This is a genomic window from Brevundimonas sp. AJA228-03 (assembly GCF_017795885.1).
Classification (GTDB): Bacteria; Pseudomonadota; Alphaproteobacteria; order Caulobacterales; family Caulobacteraceae; genus Brevundimonas.
Genome location: NZ_CP059297.1, coordinates 157,201 through 175,093 on the forward strand (window position 1 = coordinate 157,201; position 17,893 = coordinate 175,093).

General features: G+C 67.3%; 17 protein-coding genes. 11 read left to right on the forward strand and 6 right to left on the reverse strand.

Annotated features, from left to right (window positions below; translation table 11 throughout):
• Positions 1–89 precede the first annotated feature (89 nt).
• Positions 90–2,063 (forward strand): ATP-binding protein, encoded by a 1,974-nt coding sequence (locus HZ989_RS00825; protein ID WP_209321766.1) that lies wholly within the window; start codon positions 90–92, stop codon positions 2,061–2,063.
• 78 nt (positions 2,064–2,141) lie between these two features.
• Here the strand turns inward: HZ989_RS00825 and HZ989_RS00830 are convergent, their stop codons facing one another.
• Positions 2,142–4,307, reverse strand: a complete 2,166-nt coding sequence (locus HZ989_RS00830; protein ID WP_209321767.1) for a M3 family metallopeptidase — start codon at positions 4,305–4,307, stop codon at positions 2,142–2,144.
• A gap of 123 nt (positions 4,308–4,430) precedes the next feature.
• Here HZ989_RS00830 and HZ989_RS00835 point away from each other — a divergent pair, with 123 nt between their 5' ends.
• Positions 4,431–5,282 (forward strand): glutamate racemase, encoded by an 852-nt coding sequence (locus tag HZ989_RS00835; RefSeq protein WP_209321768.1) that lies wholly within the window; start codon positions 4,431–4,433, stop codon positions 5,280–5,282.
• A gap of 49 nt (positions 5,283–5,331) precedes the next feature.
• Positions 5,332–5,859, forward strand: a complete 528-nt coding sequence (locus HZ989_RS00840; RefSeq protein WP_209321769.1) for a hypothetical protein — start codon at positions 5,332–5,334, stop codon at positions 5,857–5,859.
• Here the strand turns inward: HZ989_RS00840 and HZ989_RS00845 are convergent.
• Complete coding sequence (locus tag HZ989_RS00845; RefSeq protein WP_209321770.1) at positions 5,850–6,383, reverse strand: carboxymuconolactone decarboxylase family protein; 534 nt, start codon at positions 6,381–6,383, stop codon at positions 5,850–5,852. The two genes, HZ989_RS00840 and HZ989_RS00845, sit on opposite strands and share 10 nt — an antisense overlap.
• Before the next feature lie 155 nt (positions 6,384–6,538).
• On the reverse strand, positions 6,539–7,093 hold the full coding sequence (locus tag HZ989_RS00850; RefSeq protein WP_209321771.1) for a peroxiredoxin: 555 nt from the start codon (positions 7,091–7,093) through the stop codon (positions 6,539–6,541).
• Positions 7,094–7,246: 153 nt separating this feature from the next.
• Between HZ989_RS00850 and HZ989_RS00855 the strand changes: the two genes are divergently transcribed.
• The gene (locus tag HZ989_RS00855) at positions 7,247–8,134 is read left to right on the forward strand and encodes a hydrogen peroxide-inducible genes activator (protein WP_209321772.1); all 888 of its coding nucleotides are present in this window, start codon (positions 7,247–7,249) and stop codon (positions 8,132–8,134) included.
• Between the two features lie 58 nt (positions 8,135–8,192).
• Here the strand turns inward: HZ989_RS00855 and acnA are convergent, their stop codons facing one another.
• A complete protein-coding gene (gene acnA / locus HZ989_RS00860; RefSeq protein WP_209321773.1) occupies positions 8,193–10,886 on the reverse strand; it encodes an aconitate hydratase AcnA in 2,694 nt (897 codons plus the stop codon).
• Between the two features lie 197 nt (positions 10,887–11,083).
• On the opposite strand from acnA, the gene ccmA reads away from it, so the two are divergent.
• Together ccmA and ccmB are read left to right on the forward strand one after the other, a co-directional pair.
• The gene (gene ccmA / locus HZ989_RS00865) at positions 11,084–11,707 is read left to right on the forward strand and encodes a heme ABC exporter ATP-binding protein CcmA (protein ID WP_209321774.1); all 624 of its coding nucleotides are present in this window, start codon (positions 11,084–11,086) and stop codon (positions 11,705–11,707) included.
• Positions 11,704–12,369, forward strand: coding sequence for a heme exporter protein CcmB (gene ccmB / locus HZ989_RS00870; protein ID WP_209321775.1), 666 nt, complete (start codon positions 11,704–11,706; stop codon positions 12,367–12,369). The genes ccmA and ccmB overlap by 4 nt, the downstream gene beginning before the upstream one ends.
• Positions 12,370–12,375: 6 nt before the next feature.
• On the opposite strand, the gene HZ989_RS00875 is transcribed toward ccmB, so the two are convergent.
• Positions 12,376–12,687 (reverse strand): hypothetical protein, encoded by a 312-nt coding sequence (locus tag HZ989_RS00875; RefSeq protein WP_209321776.1) that lies wholly within the window; start codon positions 12,685–12,687, stop codon positions 12,376–12,378.
• Positions 12,688–12,974: 287 nt separating this feature from the next.
• On the opposite strand from HZ989_RS00875, the gene HZ989_RS00880 reads away from it, so the two are divergent.
• Both HZ989_RS00880 and HZ989_RS00885 read left to right on the forward strand, forming a co-directional pair.
• On the forward strand, positions 12,975–13,844 hold the full coding sequence (locus HZ989_RS00880) for an alpha/beta hydrolase (protein WP_209321777.1): 870 nt from the start codon (positions 12,975–12,977) through the stop codon (positions 13,842–13,844).
• Positions 13,845–14,010: 166 nt separating this feature from the next.
• Positions 14,011–15,453, forward strand: coding sequence for an AMP nucleosidase (locus tag HZ989_RS00885; protein ID WP_371812991.1), 1,443 nt, complete (start codon positions 14,011–14,013; stop codon positions 15,451–15,453).
• Positions 15,454–15,501: 48 nt separating this feature from the next.
• Here HZ989_RS00885 and HZ989_RS00890 read toward each other — a convergent pair whose 3' ends face one another.
• Positions 15,502–16,251 (reverse strand): cyclopropane-fatty-acyl-phospholipid synthase family protein, encoded by a 750-nt coding sequence (locus tag HZ989_RS00890; RefSeq protein ID WP_209321779.1) that lies wholly within the window; start codon positions 16,249–16,251, stop codon positions 15,502–15,504.
• Between the two features lie 107 nt (positions 16,252–16,358).
• Here HZ989_RS00890 and HZ989_RS00895 point away from each other — a divergent pair, with 107 nt between their 5' ends.
• Genes HZ989_RS00895 through HZ989_RS00905 form a run of 3 tightly spaced genes read left to right on the forward strand, consistent with a single transcriptional unit; the run spans position 16,359 to position 17,890 of the window.
• Complete coding sequence (locus tag HZ989_RS00895; RefSeq protein ID WP_209321780.1) at positions 16,359–16,931, forward strand: hypothetical protein; 573 nt, start codon at positions 16,359–16,361, stop codon at positions 16,929–16,931.
• A gap of 27 nt (positions 16,932–16,958) precedes the next feature.
• Entirely contained in the window at positions 16,959–17,582 is a 624-nt protein-coding gene (locus HZ989_RS00900; protein ID WP_209321781.1) for a hypothetical protein, read from the forward strand.
• A 2-nt stretch (positions 17,583–17,584) separates the two neighbouring features.
• Positions 17,585–17,890 carry a transcriptional regulator gene (locus tag HZ989_RS00905; RefSeq protein WP_209321782.1) on the forward strand — a complete coding sequence of 102 codons (306 nt, stop codon included), beginning with the start codon at positions 17,585–17,587 and terminating at the stop codon, positions 17,888–17,890.
• The last annotated feature ends 3 nt before the right edge of the window (positions 17,891–17,893 follow it).

Below are 17,893 nucleotides of genomic sequence, written 5' to 3' on the forward strand. Positions count from 1 at the left end.
GAATGACCTCGCGAACGCCATCGACCGCCGTTCATCCATTGGAAGGCCTTCATGTTTTATGGTGAACGCCTGGGCCACGGTAGACATTGATGCACGACGATCCGGACATCGAGGCAAACGCGATCGGCCTGACGGCGCTGAAGCGGTCGGGCGTCGGCTGGTGGCGGGTGCTGGACGCCAGCACGACCTGGTGGTCGCCGTCGATGTTCGACATCTTCGGTCTGGATCCCGCCCTCGGGGTGCCCAAACCCCACGAAATCTTCCACCTCTATCATCCCGACGACACGAATATCGTGGCCCGCAGCTGGCCCAAGATGTTCAGCTCGGACGAGCCGTTCCGCATGCGCTATCGCGTCATCCGGCCGACCGGCGAATGCAGGCATATCGTCAACTGGGCCCAGCGCCAGCCGCCCGACGAGGCCGGTCGACGCTGGGTGGTCGGCATGGTCACCGACATCACCGATCAGGTCGACGACGCGGCGCTGTTCGATGCCGAGCGCGCCTTCCGCTTCGTGGCCGAGCACACGTCGGACATGGTGGTCCGCTCCGGACTGACGTCCGGCATCACCTATGCCTCGCCTGCATCCCGCTCCCTTCTGGGCTACTCGCCGGCGGAAATGGTCGGCATGGCCCCGTCGGACCTGGTGCCCCGGGACCATTTTGTGCGCATCCGTGCCATGCTGCAGGACCGGATACGGCGTCAGGAACTGATCAGCCCGGAAGGCTATGAATACCAGGCCCGCCACAAGGATGGCCGTCTGGTCTGGCTTGAGGCCAACCCCCGCCTGGTTCTGAACGGCGCGGGAGAGCTGACCGAGATCGTCGACGTCGTTCGCGACATCGGGTCGCGCAAGGAGACCGAGGCGGCGCTGCGGGCGGCGCGGGCCGAGGCCGAGGCCGCCTCCCAGGCAAAGAGCGAATTCCTGGCGAACATGAGCCACGAACTGCGCACGCCCCTGACCAGCATCCTGGGTTTCTCACGCCTGATTGGCGCGAGCGGCGATCTGTCGGCAAGTGATCGGGGCTATCTGGATCTGATCCGCACTGCGGGCGAGACCTTGCTGACGGTCGTGAACGACATTCTGGATTTCTCCAAGCTGGAGGCCGGCGCGCTGACGCTGGATCTGGAACCGTTCTCGGCGGCGGCCCTCGCGGAAGGCGCGACAGCCCTGCTGCGCGACCAGGCCGAGGCCAAGGGACTGGTCCTGACGTGCGAAACCTTGTGCGGCGGTGTGGCCGGTGACGCCCGACTGGTGGGCGATGTCACCCGGCTGCGGCAGGTTCTGCTGAACCTTCTGAGCAATGCCGTGAAGTTCACGGAAAAGGGCAGCGTCCGGCTGATCCTGTCCATCGAGACGGACGACGAGGGCACGGCCGTACTGTCGGCCTCGGTAACCGACACCGGTCTGGGGCTGGCGCCGGACCAGATCGAGCAGATGTTCGAGCGCTTCACCCAGGCGGACGGGTCCGTGTCGCGCCGGTTCGGCGGTACGGGTCTGGGCCTGGCGATCTCGCGTCGCCTGATGGACATCATGGGCGGTGAAATCGGCGCGCGCAGCGACGGGAAGACGGGCTCGACCTTCTGGTTCCGAGCGGCCCTCCCCTTCGCCTCGGCCGACACGACAGCCACGACCGAGGCGGATGAGGGCGACCTTGATCGTCCGCTCCGAATTCTCCTGGCCGAGGACAATGCGGCGAACCGCACCCTGATCAAGGCGCTTCTGTCTTCTTTCGACGTCTCGCTGGACATGGTCGAGAACGGTGAGGAGGCCGTGGCGGCCGCGGCGGCCCGCCCCTACGATCTCATCCTGATGGACATGCAGATGCCCGTCATGGACGGCCCGACCGCGAGCCGCGCCATCCGCGCCTCGGGCGTTGCCGGGCACGATACGCCGATCGTCGCCCTGACCGCCAACGTCCTGCCCGAACAGATCAGACAATGCCGGGATGCCGGAATGCAGGGGCATGTTGCAAAACCGGTCGATCCCAGGGCCCTGATGGCGGCCCTGGTCGAGCACGCGCGTCCCCGACCCGCCGCCACCGAAGCAGCCGACGCGGCCTGAACCGCGCCCGCCTGCCTCTGACTCCCCTGATCGGCCGAGCCGGAACCGGCTCGCGGTTCCGCCTCACGCCATCAAGCTTCAGCTGACCGGGAAGCCCCGCACCTTCAGCAGGGCGGTCACGTCGACGTCGCGGCCGCGGAACCGGCGATAGGCGTCGGCGCGGTCGGTCGTGTTGCCGGGCGCCAGCATGATCGACTTGAAGCGTCCGGCGATGTCCGGATTGAACACATCGCCCGAGTCCTCGAAATAGGCCCAGGTGTCGGCGTCCATCGTCTCGGACCACAGGTAGCTGTAGTAGCCGGCCGAATAGGCATCCGACGTGAACAGGTGATTGAACTGCGGCAGGCGGTGCCGCATCACGATCTCCTTCGGCATGCCGATCCGGGCCAGTGAGGCCTTTTCGAACGCATCGATGTCGGTCGGCGGCGTCGCCTGGGTATGCAGGTCCATGTCGACGATGGCCGAAGACAGATAGCTGACGGTGGCATAGCCCTGGTTGAAGGTCTCCGCTGACTGGATCTTGTCGACCAGGGCCTGGGGCATGGCCGCACCCGTCTGGTAGTGCTTCAGATAGCCGTCCAGGATCGGCCGGCTGAGCACCCAGTGCTCGTGCACCTGGGACGGATACTCGACGAAGTCGCGGGGCGTCTCGCCATAGGACGGATAGGTCACCACCGACGACAGATAGTGCAGGGCATGGCCGAACTCGTGGAACATCGTCTCTGCGTCGTCGAGCGACAGCAGCACCGGTTCGCCCGGCTCGGGCCTGGTGAAGTTGTTGTTGTTCGAGGCCAGGATGACCTTCGATCCCGTGAGCTGCGAGAACGACCGATAGGTCGTCATCCAGGCCCCTGACCGCTTGCCCGCGCGGGCATAGTCGTCGGTGTAGTACAGGCCGATCAGACGGCCCGAGGCCTTGTCGTGCACCTCGTAGGTGACGACGTCGGGCTCGAAGATCGGTACCGACCCTGCGGGCAGTCTGGTGAAGGTGAAGCCATAGAGGCACTCGGCCATGTAGAAGGATCCGGCGCGGACGGCGTTCAGTTCGAAATAGGGCTTCAGCTCGTTCTGATCGAGATCGTATTTGGCCTTCCGCACCTTCTCGGCGAAATACAGATAGTCCCACGGTTCGATGTCGAAGCCCGCGATGGCGCGCATGTCGGCGACCTCTTCGGCCACCCGCGCCCTGGCCGGGGCCCAGACCCGGTCCATCAGGTCTTTGGCCGCGGCCGGGGTCCTGGCCATGGTGTCCTGCATCCGCCATTCCGCGTGGTTGCGGTAGCCCAGAAGCCTGGCCCGCTGGTCGCGCAGGCGAACGATCTCGGCGATCGTCGCATTGGTGTCGTTGGCGTCGCCGTTGTCACCGCGATTGACGAACCTCTTCCAGACCTGCTCGCGTGCGGCCCGGTCGTCGGCGAAGGTCAGGAACGGGTCCACGCTGGACCGCGTGTTCATGATGATCCAGCCGTCGATGTTCCGGGCGCGGGCCGCCGAGGCGGCGGCGGCCTTGTTGGACTCGGGCAGACCCGCGACCCCGGCTGCGGTCGGGATCACCGTCCATGCGTTCTCGTCGGCCACGACCTTCTGGCCGAAGCGGGTGAAGGCCCCGGACAGGGCGGTATTGATCCGGCCCAGCTCGGCCTTGCCGGCCGCGTCCAGATTGGCGCCCGAGCGGATGAAGGCATCGCGGCGGCGTTCGGCGAGCCGGCGCTGCTGCGGGCTCAGACCTTCCGGATTGTCGGCGACGGCCTTGATCCGCTGGAACAGGGCGTCGTTGAAGGTGATCTCGTCATAGGCGGCCGACAGCACAGGCGAGATTTCGGTGTCGAGCGCATCCCAAGCCTCGCCGCCGATATTGGAAGTCATCACGCCATAGAGGTTGGTCGCCCGGTCCAGAGGTTCACCCGCCAGTTCCAGCGGAACGATCACATTGTAGAAGCCGGCCGGATCGGAATTGTTCGCGATCGCCGCGATGTCGGCGCGCTGAAGCGCGATTCCCTCAAGGATCGCCTCGCGCAGCCTGGCGGGCGTGACCTTGTCCCACGGCGGTGTGCCGTCATAGCGGCCCGTCCACGGCTGCAGCAGTTCGGCGCGCGGAGACTGGGCGGGCAGGACGGCGCGGGCGATCCCGGCCTCCTGCGCGGGGGTCATGGCGCTGGCTTCGCCCGCGCCCGACCCTGAGGTGGCGCATCCGGAAAGGGCCATCAGGCTGGCGCCCCCGATAAGAACCTGGCGTCTGTGCATGCGGATTTCCTGTTCATCGTTGCCGGCGTGGGCCCCAGTCTAGGCTCTGGCCACCCGACCGTCACCTGAACAGGCTGTAATCGCGTTGGACGACAAGGCAAGCGCGGTTTAAACGCCGCTCCCATGGCCATAGGCGTATTCGACAGCGGCGTGGGCGGGCTGACCGTCCACCGGGAACTGACCCGGCGTTTTCCCGGGCGCGATCTCGTCTATCTGGCGGATCAGGCCAATGCGCCGATCGGATCCAGAAGCGGCGAGGAGATCGTCGAGATCACCCGCAGCGGCTGCGAGCGCCTGTTCGAGGCCGGGGCCAGCGTCGTCGTCCTGGCCTGCAATACGGCATCGGCCGTCGCCCTGCGTCGTCTGCAGCAGACCTGGGTGGGCGAGGCCGCCAGACGGCACGGGCGTCCGGTCAATGTGCTGGGCATCATCGTACCCACGATCGAGGCGGCGACCGGCCTGCCCTGGACCTATGAGGCGGAACGTCTCGGGGACAAGGTCGAGGCCATCGACATCACGGGCGTCTTCTGCACCGCCGCCACCGCCATCAGCCGCGTCTATGAGATCGAGATCGACAAGCGGCGCGAGGACCTGGCCGTTTTCTCCGAACCCTGCCCTGGCCTGGCGGGGCTGATCGAACTGGGGGCCCCGACCGAGGAGCTGAGCGTCGTGGTGGCCGACCATGTCGACGCCCTGCGGCGCCGGATCGGTCGCCACCCCGATACGGCCATCCTGGGGTGCACCCACTACGAGATCGTGGCCGACCTGTTCGCCGCCGCCCTGCCCGACACCACGACGCTGATCCACCAGCCCAGCGCGGTCGCCGATGCCCTGGAGCGGTATTTCGACCGCCACCCCGAATACGCCCTGGGCGACGCCGGGCGTCGCACCTTCCTGACCACCGGCAAGACCGGGCCGCAATCGGACCGGGTCAGCCAGTTCTGGGGCGCGCCGCTGAGTTTCGAGGCCGCCTGACTTGACGCACGGCCGTCTTCATCGCCCGATGGGGCCGGGAGGACGCCCGATGATCCGCATGACCGCCCTTATGGCCTCGGTTGCCATGGCCCTGGCCGCGCCAGCCTCCGCCGAGGTGGTCTCACGCTCCGCCGACGCCTTTACCCTGCGCTTCGCCGTCGACGTGGAGACGACACCGGAGGGCGTGGTGACCGCCGTCTCGAACCTGCCGGCGTGGTGGGACCCGGCGCACACCTATAGCGGACAGAGCGCCAACCTGTCCTTGACGTTCGAGGATGGCGGCTGCTGGTGCGAGCGGTTGGCGGATGGCACGGTGTTCCAACATGCCGTCGTGACGGACATCACGGCCGAAAGGGTCGTCATGAACGCCCCGCTCGGTCCCCTGCACGGCAAGACGACGAAGGCCGAACTGACCTTCGGCTCGGACCCCGGAAACAGCGGTCGCCGGGTCAGCATCGACTTCGTGGTCGAGGGTCCCGGCCTCGGTGTAATGGCCGATGATGTGAACGCCGTGATGGACCAGGCGTTCGCCCGCCTGATCCATCAGATCGAATACGGCGCGCCGCCTCAGCCCTGAAGCGCGGTCTCCGAAGCCGCGATCCGGCTGGCGGCATGGACGACCGCGCCGATGCGGAGCGCCGTCTGGACCTGTTGGGCCGGCACGCCATGCTTGCGCAGTTCGCCCTCATGGGCGTCCAGGCAGGCCCCGCAGCCGTTGATGGCGCTGACGGCCGTCGACCACAGTTCGAAATCCATCTTCTCGACACCCGGATTGGCCAGGATGTTCATCCGCAGCCGGGCCGGAAGCGTCGTGTACTCCTGGTTCTTCATCAGGTGCAGCGAGCGGTAGTAGATGTTGTTCATGCCCATGATGGCCGCGGCGGCCCTGGCCGCGTTGAGGGCCTCGGGCGATAGTTTTTCGGCGGCGGCGGCCTCGATGGCGCGGACGACCGGGGCGACACCCACCGCATGGGCCGAGGCCAGGAAGCAGCCCCACTTCTGCTGGTCGTTCAGCACGGTTTCGGAGGCCAGCGACGACAGGTTCAGCGAGATGTCCCTGGCATAGGCAGGCATCAGGTCGCGCAGAGAATCGATGGACATGAAGGATCCTTGAATCGGAAATCCTCCCCCATCGGGGGAGGGGGGCCACGAAGTGGTGGAGGGGGCCAACCCGGACAGCGCGTCTGAGGTCAGCCCCCTCCGTCACCTCGCGAAAGCGCGCCGCGCCACCTCCCCCAACGGGGGAGGATTGGCTCTTACGCCGCGAGCGTCTCGCCGCCGACGGGGCGGTTGCAGGCGCACAGTTCGTCGGTCTGCAGGGCGTCGACGACCCGCAGGGTATCGGCGGGGGCGCGGCCCACGTTCAGGTTGGTGACATAGACGTGCTGGATCACATTGTGCGGATCGACCACGAAGGTGGCGCGCAGGGCGACACCCTCGGCCTCGTCCAGAATGCCCAGGGCGCGCACCAGCTTGCCGCCGTTGTCAGCAAACTGCCAGATCGGCAGTTTCGACAGGTCGGCGTGGTCGCGGCGCCAGGCCAGCTTGACGAATTCGTTGTCGGTCGAGCCGCCGAGGACGACGGTGTCGCGATCCTCGAAGTCGCGCGCCAGCGAGGCGAACTCGGCGATTTCCGTCGGGCACACGAAGGTGAAGTCCTTCGGATAGAAGAAGATGACCTTCCACTTGCCCTCGAACGAGGCGTTGGTGATCGGCTCGAAGGCCGAGACGCCGTTTTCTTCATGGCTGTTGAAGCCGGGCTTTACGCCGATGACCTTGAATTCTGGCAGATGTTCGCCGACGCCGAGCATGGTTGTATCCCTTCCGGATGAGATCGAATGTCATGAGGCGATCGCCGGGGAGGGCTGACCGCAAGTGCGAAATGGTTGTTGCGCTGCACAAAGTCAATGGATAGAACCCGGACGCATCATAGATAATATCTATGACCCAGAGAGATCGCGCCTATGCTCCCCACCCTGCGCCAGCTGCAGTATCTGAAGCTCCTGTCCGAGCACGGATCGTTCAGTCGCGCCGCCGAGGCGGCGCACGTCAGCCAGCCCGCCCTGTCGTCCGGGGTGCAGGAGCTGGAGAGGGTTCTCGGCGCGCCCGTCGTCGAGCGCACGCGGGGCAACGTCCAGCTGACGGCGGTCGGGGCCGAGGCCTGCCGGCGGGCGGAAGACGTTCTGGCCCGCACCGAAGACCTGGTCGAGGCCGCGCGCAATGCCGGGCGACCCTTGTCGGGGCGGCTGCGCATGGGGATCATCCCGACCGTCGCGCCCTTCCTGCTGCCAGCCACCCTGCCCGGCCTGAAGGCAGACTATCCGGACTTGCGCCTGTTCATCCGCGAGGATCTGACGCCCCGGCTGATCGCGGGGCTGAAGGCGGGGCAGCTGGACTGCGCCGTCATCGCCCTGCCCTATGACGCGCCCGGCATCGAGCACGCCCGGATCGGCGACGACGAAATTCTGGCCGTCGCCCCGGTCGGGCATCCGCTGGCCCGGCCCGGGGACATCGAGCCGGGGTCGCTGAAGTCCGGGGACCTCATTCTGCTGGAGGACGGACATTGCCTGCGCGACCAGGCCCTGGCCGGGATCGATATGGAGGCTCCGAGGGGCGAGGACGTCTTCGCCGCGACCTCGCTTCATACCCTGGTGCAGATGGTGTCGTCGGGGCTTGGCGTGTCCTTCCTGCCCGCCATGGCGGTGCGGGCCGGGCTGGCGGACGACAAGGGCGTCGTGACCCGTCACTTCGCCGCCGAAGCACCCCGACGCGAGATCGTCGTGGCCTGGCGCTCGGGGTCCAGTCGTGCCGCAGAGGCGCGGTTGTTGGCCGAGGCCATGCGACTGGCCTGAGGACAAGAAAAAAGGGCCGGCGCTTGCGCAGCCGACCCTCGTTCCGGTTGCTGGGAGATCAGCCCGCGAGGTTCCGCAGCACATACGGCATCACGCCGCCGGCCCTGAAGTAGTCCAGCTCGGTCTGATTATCGATGCGGCAGCGGACCGGGAAGCGGGCCATCTTGCCGTCCGACGGGCGGAACAGCTCGACCCACAGGTCCTGGCGCGGCCGCAGGCGACCGACGTTGACGTCGGACAGGCCGCGGATGGTGACGATCTCCTCGCCGGTCAGGCCCAGCTTGGACCAGCCGTCCGCCTTGAACTGCAGCGGCACCACGCCCATTCCAACCAGGTTGGAGCGGTGGATGCGCTCGTAGCTCTCGGCGATGACGGCGCGGACGCCCAGCAGGCGCGTGCCCTTGGCCGCCCAGTCGCGCGAGGAGCCGGTGCCATACTCCTTGCCGGCGAACACGACCAGCGGGCGACCTTCCGACTGATACCGCATGGCGGCGTCGTAGATCGACATCGTATCCCCGGACGGGAAATGCTTCGTCACCCCGCCCTCGATGTCCGGCGTGATGCGGTTCCTGATGCGGATGTTGGCGAAGGTGCCGCGCATCATCACCTCGTGGTGGCCGCGACGCGCGCCGTAGGAGTTGAACTCCTCGGCCTCGACGCCCCGGCTGGTCAGATACTGGCCGGCAGGCGAGGTCTTCTTGATCGAACCGGCCGGGGAAATGTGGTCGGTGGTGATCGAGTCGCCGAAGATGGCCAGAACGCGACCCTCGACGATGTCGGTGACCGGCGCGGGCTCCATGGACAGGCCCTCGAAATAGGGCGGGTTGGCGACATAGGTGGAAGCGGCGTCCCATTCGTAGGTCTGGCCGCCCTCGACGGCGATCCCCTGCCAGTGCGCGTCGCCCTTGAAGACGTCGGCATAGCGTTTGGCGAACATGGCCGAGGTGACGGCCTTCTTCTGGATGGCGGCGATTTCGGCGGTCGTCGGCCAGACGTCCTTCAGGAAGACGTCCTTGCCCTTCTTGTCCTGGCCGATCGGCTGGGTGGTGATGTCGATCCGCATCGATCCGGCCAGGGCATAGGCCACGACCAGGGGCGGCGAGGCCAGGTAGTTGGCCTGGACGTCGGGATTCACGCGACCTTCGAAATTGCGGTTGCCCGACAGGACCGAGGTGGCGACGATCGCATGGTCGTTGATGGTCTGGCTGATCGCCGGGTCCAGCGGGCCGGAGTTGCCGATGCAGGTGGTGCAGCCGTAGCCGACCAGGTTGAAGCCGAGCGCATCCAGTTCCTTCTGCAGGCCGGCGGCCGTCAGATAGTCGGTGACGACCTGGGAGCCCGGCGCCAGCGAGGTCTTGACCCAGGGTTTGGTCTTCAGACCCAGCTTGTTGGCCTTCTGCGCCACCAGACCGGCGGCGATCAGCACCGACGGATTGGAGGTGTTGGTGCAGGATGTGATCGCGGCGATGACGACGTCGCCGTCGCCGATGTCGAACGTCTGCCCCGCGACCGGGAAGCGCGCGGCGTCGGTGGCGCGGTTGAAGACGTCACCGAGGGCCGTTTCGAACGACGGCGCGGCGACGGTCAGTTCCACCTTGTCCTGGGGACGCTTGGGTCCGGCCAGCGAGGGGACGACGGTCGAGATGTCCAGTTCCAGAACATCGGAGAAAACGGGGTCTTCGCTCGTCTCGTCGATCCAGAGCCCCTGGGCCTTGGCATAGGCCTCGACCAGGGCGATGCGCGCCTTGTCGCGGCCCGTGGCCGTCAGATAGCCGATCGTCGCGGCCGAGACGGGGAAGAAGCCGCAGGTGGCGCCGTATTCGGGGGCCATGTTGGCGATGGTGGCCTGATCCTCGATCGTCATGTTCGGCAGGGCCGGACCGAAGAACTCCACGAACTTGCCGACGACGCCCTTCTTGCGCAGCATCTGGGTGACGGTCAGCACCAGGTCGGTCGCCGTCGTGCCTTCCGGCATGGCGCCCCACAGCCTGAAGCCGATGACCTCGGGGATCAGCATCGGGATCGGCTGGCCCAGCATGGCCGCCTCGGCCTCGATGCCGCCGACGCCCCAGCCCAGAACGGCCAGGCCGTTGATCATGGTGGTGTGCGAATCGGTGCCGACCACGGTGTCCGGATAGGCGACGGTCGCCTTGCCTTCCGGCGCGGTCCAGACGGTCTGGGCCAGGTTCTCGAGGTTCACCTGGTGGCAGATGCCGGTGCCGGGGGGCACGACGCGGAAGTTGTTGAAGGCCGACGAGCCCCAGCGCAGGAACTTGTAGCGTTCGATATTGCGCTCGTACTCGCGCTCGACGTTCTGGCCGAAGGCGGCAGGGGTGCCGAAATTGTCGACCATGACCGAGTGGTCGATCACGAGGTCGACAGGCACCAGCGGATTGATCTTGGCCGCATCGGCACCGAGCTTCGCCATCGCGTCGCGCATGGCGGCCAGATCGACCACCGCGGGCACACCGGTGAAGTCCTGCATCAGGACGCGCGCCGGGCGGAAGGCGATCTCGTGCTCGACCGAGCCCTTGTTCTCGACCCAGGCGGCGACGGCCTTGAGGTCGGCCTCGGTGACGGAAACCCCGTCCTCGTTGCGCAGCAGGTTCTCGAGCAGGACCTTCATCGAGCGCGGCAGGCGGTCGATGCCGGATAGACCCGCTTCCTGCGCGGCCGGAAGGCTGTAATAGGCGTATTTCTTGCGCCCGACGGTAAGGTCCCGGCGGGTGGAAAGGCTGTCGACTGACGGCATGGGAGTTTTCCTCTGGTCAAAGCCGCCCGAAGATTCGGTCGCGCCGTCTCGCGGCAAACGACGGGGCGCACAGGTCCCCGGCGCGCGCGGCGACAGCCTGCTGCGGCGACGCTGGCTATAAACGTGGCCGGCGAACTCGTCCATGTATCCGCGATGGCTGCATGGACATTGAGAACGGATCGCAAGAGGGCTGCTCAATGATTGCTGGCCTGACGATTTCCGGCCTGACCCTGACGCGCGGCGAGCGGACCCTGTTCAGGGACCTGGACCTTGACCTGAAGACAGGCGACGCGATCGCCCTTACGGGTGCGAACGGGGCGGGCAAGACGAGCCTGCTGCGGGCCATCGCAGGCTTCCTGCGACCGGAAGCGGGCTCCATCGCCTTTTCCGATGCCGATGCCAACGCCATCGAAGCGTCCGAGGCCCGGGCGCACGAGGTCCATATGCTGGGCCACCTCGACGGGCTGAAGGGTGGCCGCGTCGCTCGCGAGGAACTGATGTTCCAGTCTCAGTGGCTGGGTCGCAGCCACGACGGCATCGACGACGCCATCGAGATCCTGCGGCTGAAACCCCTGCTCGATCTGGAGGTGCGCAAGCTGTCCGCAGGCCAGCGACGCCGTCTGGCTCTGGCCCGTCTGATCGGTTCGCCCCGCGCACTCTGGCTCCTGGACGAGCCATTGTCGCCGCTGGATTCCGGATGGCGCGCGGTCGTCGGTGCGATGATGGCCCGACATCTGGCCGCCGGAGGTCTGATCGTGGCGGCGGTGCATGACCCCCTGCCGATCCCGACGCGTGGCTTCGATCTCGGGGCACGGTCGTGAGCGCCGTCGGCGTCCTGTTCCGGCGCGAGCTGGCCCTGGCCTGGGGCGGAGGGGGAGGGCCGTTGCTGGCCTGTGGCTTCTTCGCCTGTCTGACGACCGTCGTTCCCCTCGCGGCGGGCGGCGATCCGGCGGTGCTGAAACCGGTCGCGGCGGGCATCGCCTGGCTGGCGCTGGCCCTGTCGAGCCTCCTGTCCCTCGAACGGCTGTTCGAGCGCGATCTGGAGGACGGGGCGCTGGATCTGCTGGCGACCGGGCCGGTGCCGCTCGAGGTCGTGTTCGCCGTCAAGGCCGTCAGCCAGTGGCTGGCTACGGGGCTGCCGCTGGCCCTGACAGCACCCATCGCCGCCCTGGCCCTCGGCCAGTCGGTCGAGCTGGCCCCGTTGACGGCCGTGTCGGCCCTGATCGGGGGACTGGGGTTCGCCTTCACCGGCGCGCTCGGGGCCGCCCTGGCGCTTGGGGCCAGACGTGGAGGGTTGCTGATTGCGGTCGTCGTCCTGCCGCTGTTCATCCCGCCGGTCGTGTTCGGATCGGGCGCACTGGATCGGGCGGCGGCGGGCATCAGCCCGATGTCGGCCCTGGCCCTGCTGGCGGCCTACGTCCTGTTCGCGGTCGTGATCGCCCCCCCGGCGGGCGCCGCGGCGATCCGCAGCGCCCAGGGATAGTTCGCCCTAGCGAACGGCGGCGTAGCTGTTCAGCGTCTGGGTCAGCCTTGCGTGCTCGCGGGCGGTCATGCAGCGTGGCGTCGCCCAGACTTCGCCCGTGGCGCGGGCGCGCAGGGCCTGTTCGGCGGTCACGAAGACCGGGCGAGACCCGAAGTCGCGGCGATAGGCGGCGCGTGTGGCCACGCTGGAATCGCACAGCATGACGACACGCTGGGCCCCTGCGGGCGCGGCGGCCGGCATGGCCTGTTCGGCGAAGGCCGGTGCGGACGCCGATGCGGCGAGGGCGATGAGGGTGGACAGGGCGGCGAAACGGTTCATGGCGGGCTCCTCCCGTGCCTGAAAGATGTCAGGGTTCGGAGCAATAATGCGCCACTTTTCGCGTCTGTAAAGAAAATAAGACAATTACGCCGACTTCGGATCAAAAAAACTCCTGGTCCCGGGCGTGGCGGCCCTGTTCGCCGTCGTCGACCCCGGTCTGACCAGAGACGCGAGCTGCGGCACTCTGATCGCCATTGCATGCTGATCGGGTCGCAGACGCTTCGATGCGCCAAATCCGGCGTTTGCGCGTATCTGACGGCAATACTCTCCCGATTCACCAGAGACCCATGACCCGCAGAGGCCTTCTCGTTCCCGCGCTCGGTGCGTTCCTCGCCTCCGTGGCTGCGGCCTTCAGCCCCCTGGCCGTGCTGAACGCCATTGGCCCCCGCGACCCCGGCGTGCGTCGCGTCGCACGCGACGTCGCCTATGGCGAGGACCCGCGTCAGACGTTCGACGTTTTTGCTCCAACGGCACCGGCCGGGGCACGGCGACCCGTCCTGGTGCTATTCTACGGGGGCGGCTGGGATTCGGGATCGAAGGATGTCTATGGCTGGGCGGCCCAGGCCTTGGCGGCCCGGGGTTTCGTCGTGGCCCTGCCCGACTACAGACTGGTGCCCGAGGTCCATTTTCCGACCTTCGTCGAGGACGCAGCCGCCGCGACCGCGAAGGTCGCAGAGGTGGCGGCGACCTGCGGCGGCGATCCGGCGCGGCTGGGCGTGCTGGGCCATTCGGCCGGGGCGCATCTGGCCATGATGATCACGCTGGATGCCCGTTATCTGGCGGATATCGGCCAGCCGGACCTGATCCGGGCCGCGGCCGGGCTGGCGGGCCCCTATGACTTCCTGCCGTTCGACGTGCCGGCATCGATCAACGCCTTCGGCCAGTGGCCCACCCCGCGCCAGACCCAGCCCCTGACCTATGCTCGCGCGGACGCGCCGCCGCTCTGGCTGGGTCACGGGACGGCCGACGTCGTCGTGCATGACGAGGATACCATCCTGCTGGACGCGAAGATGCGCCGGCTGGGCGGACGCAGCGAGGCGAAGCTTTATCCCGGCCTGAACCACGCGGACCTGATCGCGACCTTCGCCCCGCTGTTCCGCAGGAAGGCCCCTGTCCTGGCCGACGTCAGCGCGTTCTTCCATCGCGAGCTCGGCTGATCCGATCGCGAGCCGGGCTCAAGCAGCGAGACTCCGTGAGCCGAGCGGTAGCCCCCATAGGCCGGGCTCAAGCAGCGAGCGACCGCGTCGCGAGCGGTAGCCCCCATAGACCAGGCTGTCTCGCCAAGGTCACGATCGTCCGCTAGAGGAGGTCATGACAGAACACATGACCGGGGCGCTGTCGGCGCCCGAGGCGCTGGATCGCCTCGAAACCCTCTACTCCCGATCCGTCGCCGCGCTGCGCGAGGCCGTGCGGACCTTCCTTGCCACGGGCGAGCGCGCGGATCCCGATGCCCGCGCCAGGGGCCTGTTCTCCTATCCCTCGCTGAAGGTCAGCTGGTTCGGCGACCGCCCGAGCCAGCTGCCGATCCGGTCCTATGCCCGGATGTCGCGGCAGGGCATCTATTCCACCACCGTCACCCGGCCGGACCTGTTCCGCCCCTATCTGATGGAGCAGCTGACCCTGCTGCAGGAGGACTATGGCGCCACGTTCGAGGTCGGTCCGTCGGAACAGGAAATTCCCTTCCCCTATGTGCTGGACGGCTCGGACGTCGTGCTGGACCCGTCGCAGACGGCGGCGATCGCGCGCTACTTTCCGACCACCGATCTCGCCCATATCGGCGACGAGATCTCCGACGGCCTGTTCGCCCTGGACCAGGACTTTCCCCTGTCGCAGTTCGACGGACTGCGGACCGACTTCTCGCTGGCGCGGTTGAGGCACTACACCGGCACGCCGGTCGAGCACATCCAGTCCTATGTGCTGTTCACCAACTACAACCGCTATGTCGACGATTTCGTCCGCTGGGCCTGCGACCAGCTGAAGGATCCCGACAGCCCCTACGAGACCCTGTCCTGTGCCGGCGGCGTGATGATCACGCGCGAAACGGCGGACGCCGAGGCGGTCATGGACGCGGCCTGGAAGAAGCACCAGATGCCCGCCTATCATCTGACCGCGCCGGGCCACGACGGAATCACCCTGGTCAACATCGGGGTCGGCCCATCCAACGCCAAGACGATCTGCGATCACCTGGCCGTCACCCGGCCCCATGCCTGGATGATGATCGGACACTGCGGCGGCCTGCGACCCTCGCAAACCATCGGCGACTATGTCCTGGCCCACGCCTATCTGCGGGACGACCATGTGCTGGACGCCGTGCTGCCGCCGGACATTCCGATCCCCTCGATCGCCGAGGTCCAGCGCGCCCTCTATGACGCCGCAAAACTGGTCTCCGGCGCGCCGGGCGAAGAGGTCAAACGCCGCCTGCGGACGGGCACGGTGGTGACCACCGACGACCGGAACTGGGAACTGCGCTATTCCAAGTCCGCGCTGCGCTTCAACCAGTCGCGCGCCGTGGCCATCGATATGGAAAGCGCCACGATCGCCGCCCAGGGATACCGGTTCCGCGTCCCCTACGGCACCCTGCTGTGCGTCTCCGACAAGCCGCTGCACGGCGAGATCAAGCTGCCGGGCCAGGCGAACCGGTTCTATGAGGGGTCGATCTCCGAGCACCTGCAGATCGGCATTCAGGCCATCGACCTGCTGCGCAAGGAAGGCTCCAGCCTGCATTCCAGAAAGCTTCGCGCCTTTGACGAGCCGCCCTTCCGTTAAGGCGACGCTGGCGATCGGCCCGTCGCGCCCCGGGCGCCGGTGAGCCTGTCAGTCACCCTTGCGAAACAGATACAGGCCAAAGCCCAGATACGGACGACCGAAGTCGAAGGTCGTCCGTATCTGATCGGCGCGGGCGCGGATGCCGTTCGCTTCGGGCGCATCGGGGTGCGCCGCCAGCCAGGCGCGAACCTTCGAATCCGCTCCGCCAAAGAAGGCGTCCCAGGCCGCGTCTGACGAGACCTCGCTGGCGACACAGTCCAGGCCGGCCTCCCGGCCCGCCGCGCGCCATCCCTCGTCGGTGGCATAGTCGCCGATCAGGCCGATGATCTGGCGCAGGGGTGCCGGCGGGTCGCCCTTCCAGAACAGGTCGCCCCACAGGATGTATCCCGGCACCCGCAGATGGCGGGTCAGGCCGCGGAGAATTCCCGCGGGATCGCGCACACCTTCGCCCGCAGCCTCGGTCGTTCCCAGCGCGACGATCAGATCGACCGGCGACAGCCGGTCCAGAACGGTCGCGGAGTTCTCGACGACGACCTGCACCCGGTCCGCCAGACTGGCGGCCGCGACGCGGTCCGCGATCATGCGCGCCATGGCCGGATCGCGCTCTATGGCATGAACCGTCAGATCATGGGCCTTCGCCATGGCCACCGAGACCCCGCCCGCGCCCGCGCCGATATCGAGCGCCACGGCCCCGGACGGCAGCCCGGCCTGCGCCAGGACGGCCAGGATGCGGTCCAGCTCGACCGGGTTTGCGACCGCGAAACCCTCGTAGGCGATGCGATGATAGGTCGGGATCATCCTGCCGGTTTAGCCCTCCCGCAGCCCTTGTGAAGTCGCTTGTGGAAAAGCACTTTACAATGCAAAGTATTTGGGGCATTTGAGTCTCCACAGTTGGGAGCACACCGATGACCACCGTCACACTCGCCTTCGCCGGGCCCTCACGGTCCGATCCGACCCTGGCGGTCGCTGCGGGCCGCAATCTTGTCGCTGCCGGAACCCTCTTCGGCCTGGCCAACCTGTTCCAGTGGAGCGTGATGAGCGGCGCCCTGCATCTGCATCCTGCGATGCTGTCCCTGAGCTGGCCGCTGGCCGTCACCCTGTTCATCGTCATCCTGCGCCGACTCCGGAGCTCCGGAGGGCCTGCAGCCGTCCGCGCCGCCGGATGGTCGCGCGGGGCGATCCTGCTTCAGATCGGGGCAGCCCTGTCTCTGGCCGCCCTGTCGGCCGCGCTGCATGACTGGTCCCTGATGATGTGGATGTCGCCGATCGGTCTGGGCGTCTACGCCATCGCCTGGCTGGTCGCCTCCATGCGAGGCGGCGCAGCCTGGATGGGCACCCTCGGTGTCACCACTGCAGCGGCAGCGGGCGGTGTTGCGGTGCTGGTCGGCACGCCGACGCAGTACCTGGCTTATGCCTGCGGACTGATCGCCTTCACCCTGATCCCTGGTCTCGTCCTGGCCCTCGGCCGCGCACGCTGACCCCGAATCGCATACGGAACCCTGAGCATGACCGAACCCCACAACGACACCGCCGACATCGCATGGCTGAGAACCCTCGCCGCCGAGAACGCCCGGACACCCTATCGAGGGGGCTCGGTCATGGTTTCTGCCGGCCTCATCTACGGCGCGGGCAGTCTCCTGCAATGGGCGTCCCTCACCGGGTTGGTGTCCCGCGACCTGACCGGAAATGGCGTCCAGTGGTTGGTTGCGACGGTGCTCTTTCTCGCAACCCTGCCGATCCTGATCTGGCGAATGAGGCGCACGGCCGGGGTCACAACGACCGCCAATCGGGTGGTCAGTACGGTCTGGGGCTGCGTCGGCTGGTCGATCTTCGTCCTGTTCGCCTGCATGGCCATCAAGGATGCCCGGATGGGCGACGGCGTGGACATAGGTGCCTTGTGGTTGGTCCCGTCCATCATCATGGTCTTCTACGCTCTCGGCTGGGCGGTGACGGCGAGCCTGTATGGTAACGGCCGCCTGTGGTGGCTGAGCCTTGGGTCCTTCGTCGCGGCTGCGGCGCTGGCTGCCCTGACGGGAGACGCCAGCCTGTATCTCGGTTACGCCGCCGCCCTGTTCTTGCTGATGGCGCTGCCCGGCTATCTGCTGATGCGCGTCGCGAAGCGGGGCTGAGCATGGCCGACGATTTCGATATCGGCCGGATCGACGACGTGATTCACGGACGGGTCCGGCTCGGCATCATGGCGGCCCTGTCCGGAGCGGAAAGCGCCGACTTCGGCACCCTGAAGGCCCGCCTTCAGACCACGGACGGCAATCTGTCGGTCCATTTGCGCAAGCTCGAGGAAGCCGGCTTCGTCGCGGTGACCAAGCGGTTCGTCGGGCGAAAGCCCCTGACCGAAGCCTCGATGACCGAGGACGGGCGAAGGGCCTTCGTCGCCTATCTGGACGCCATGGCCGGTCTGGTGACACCGCGCGGTTAGGCC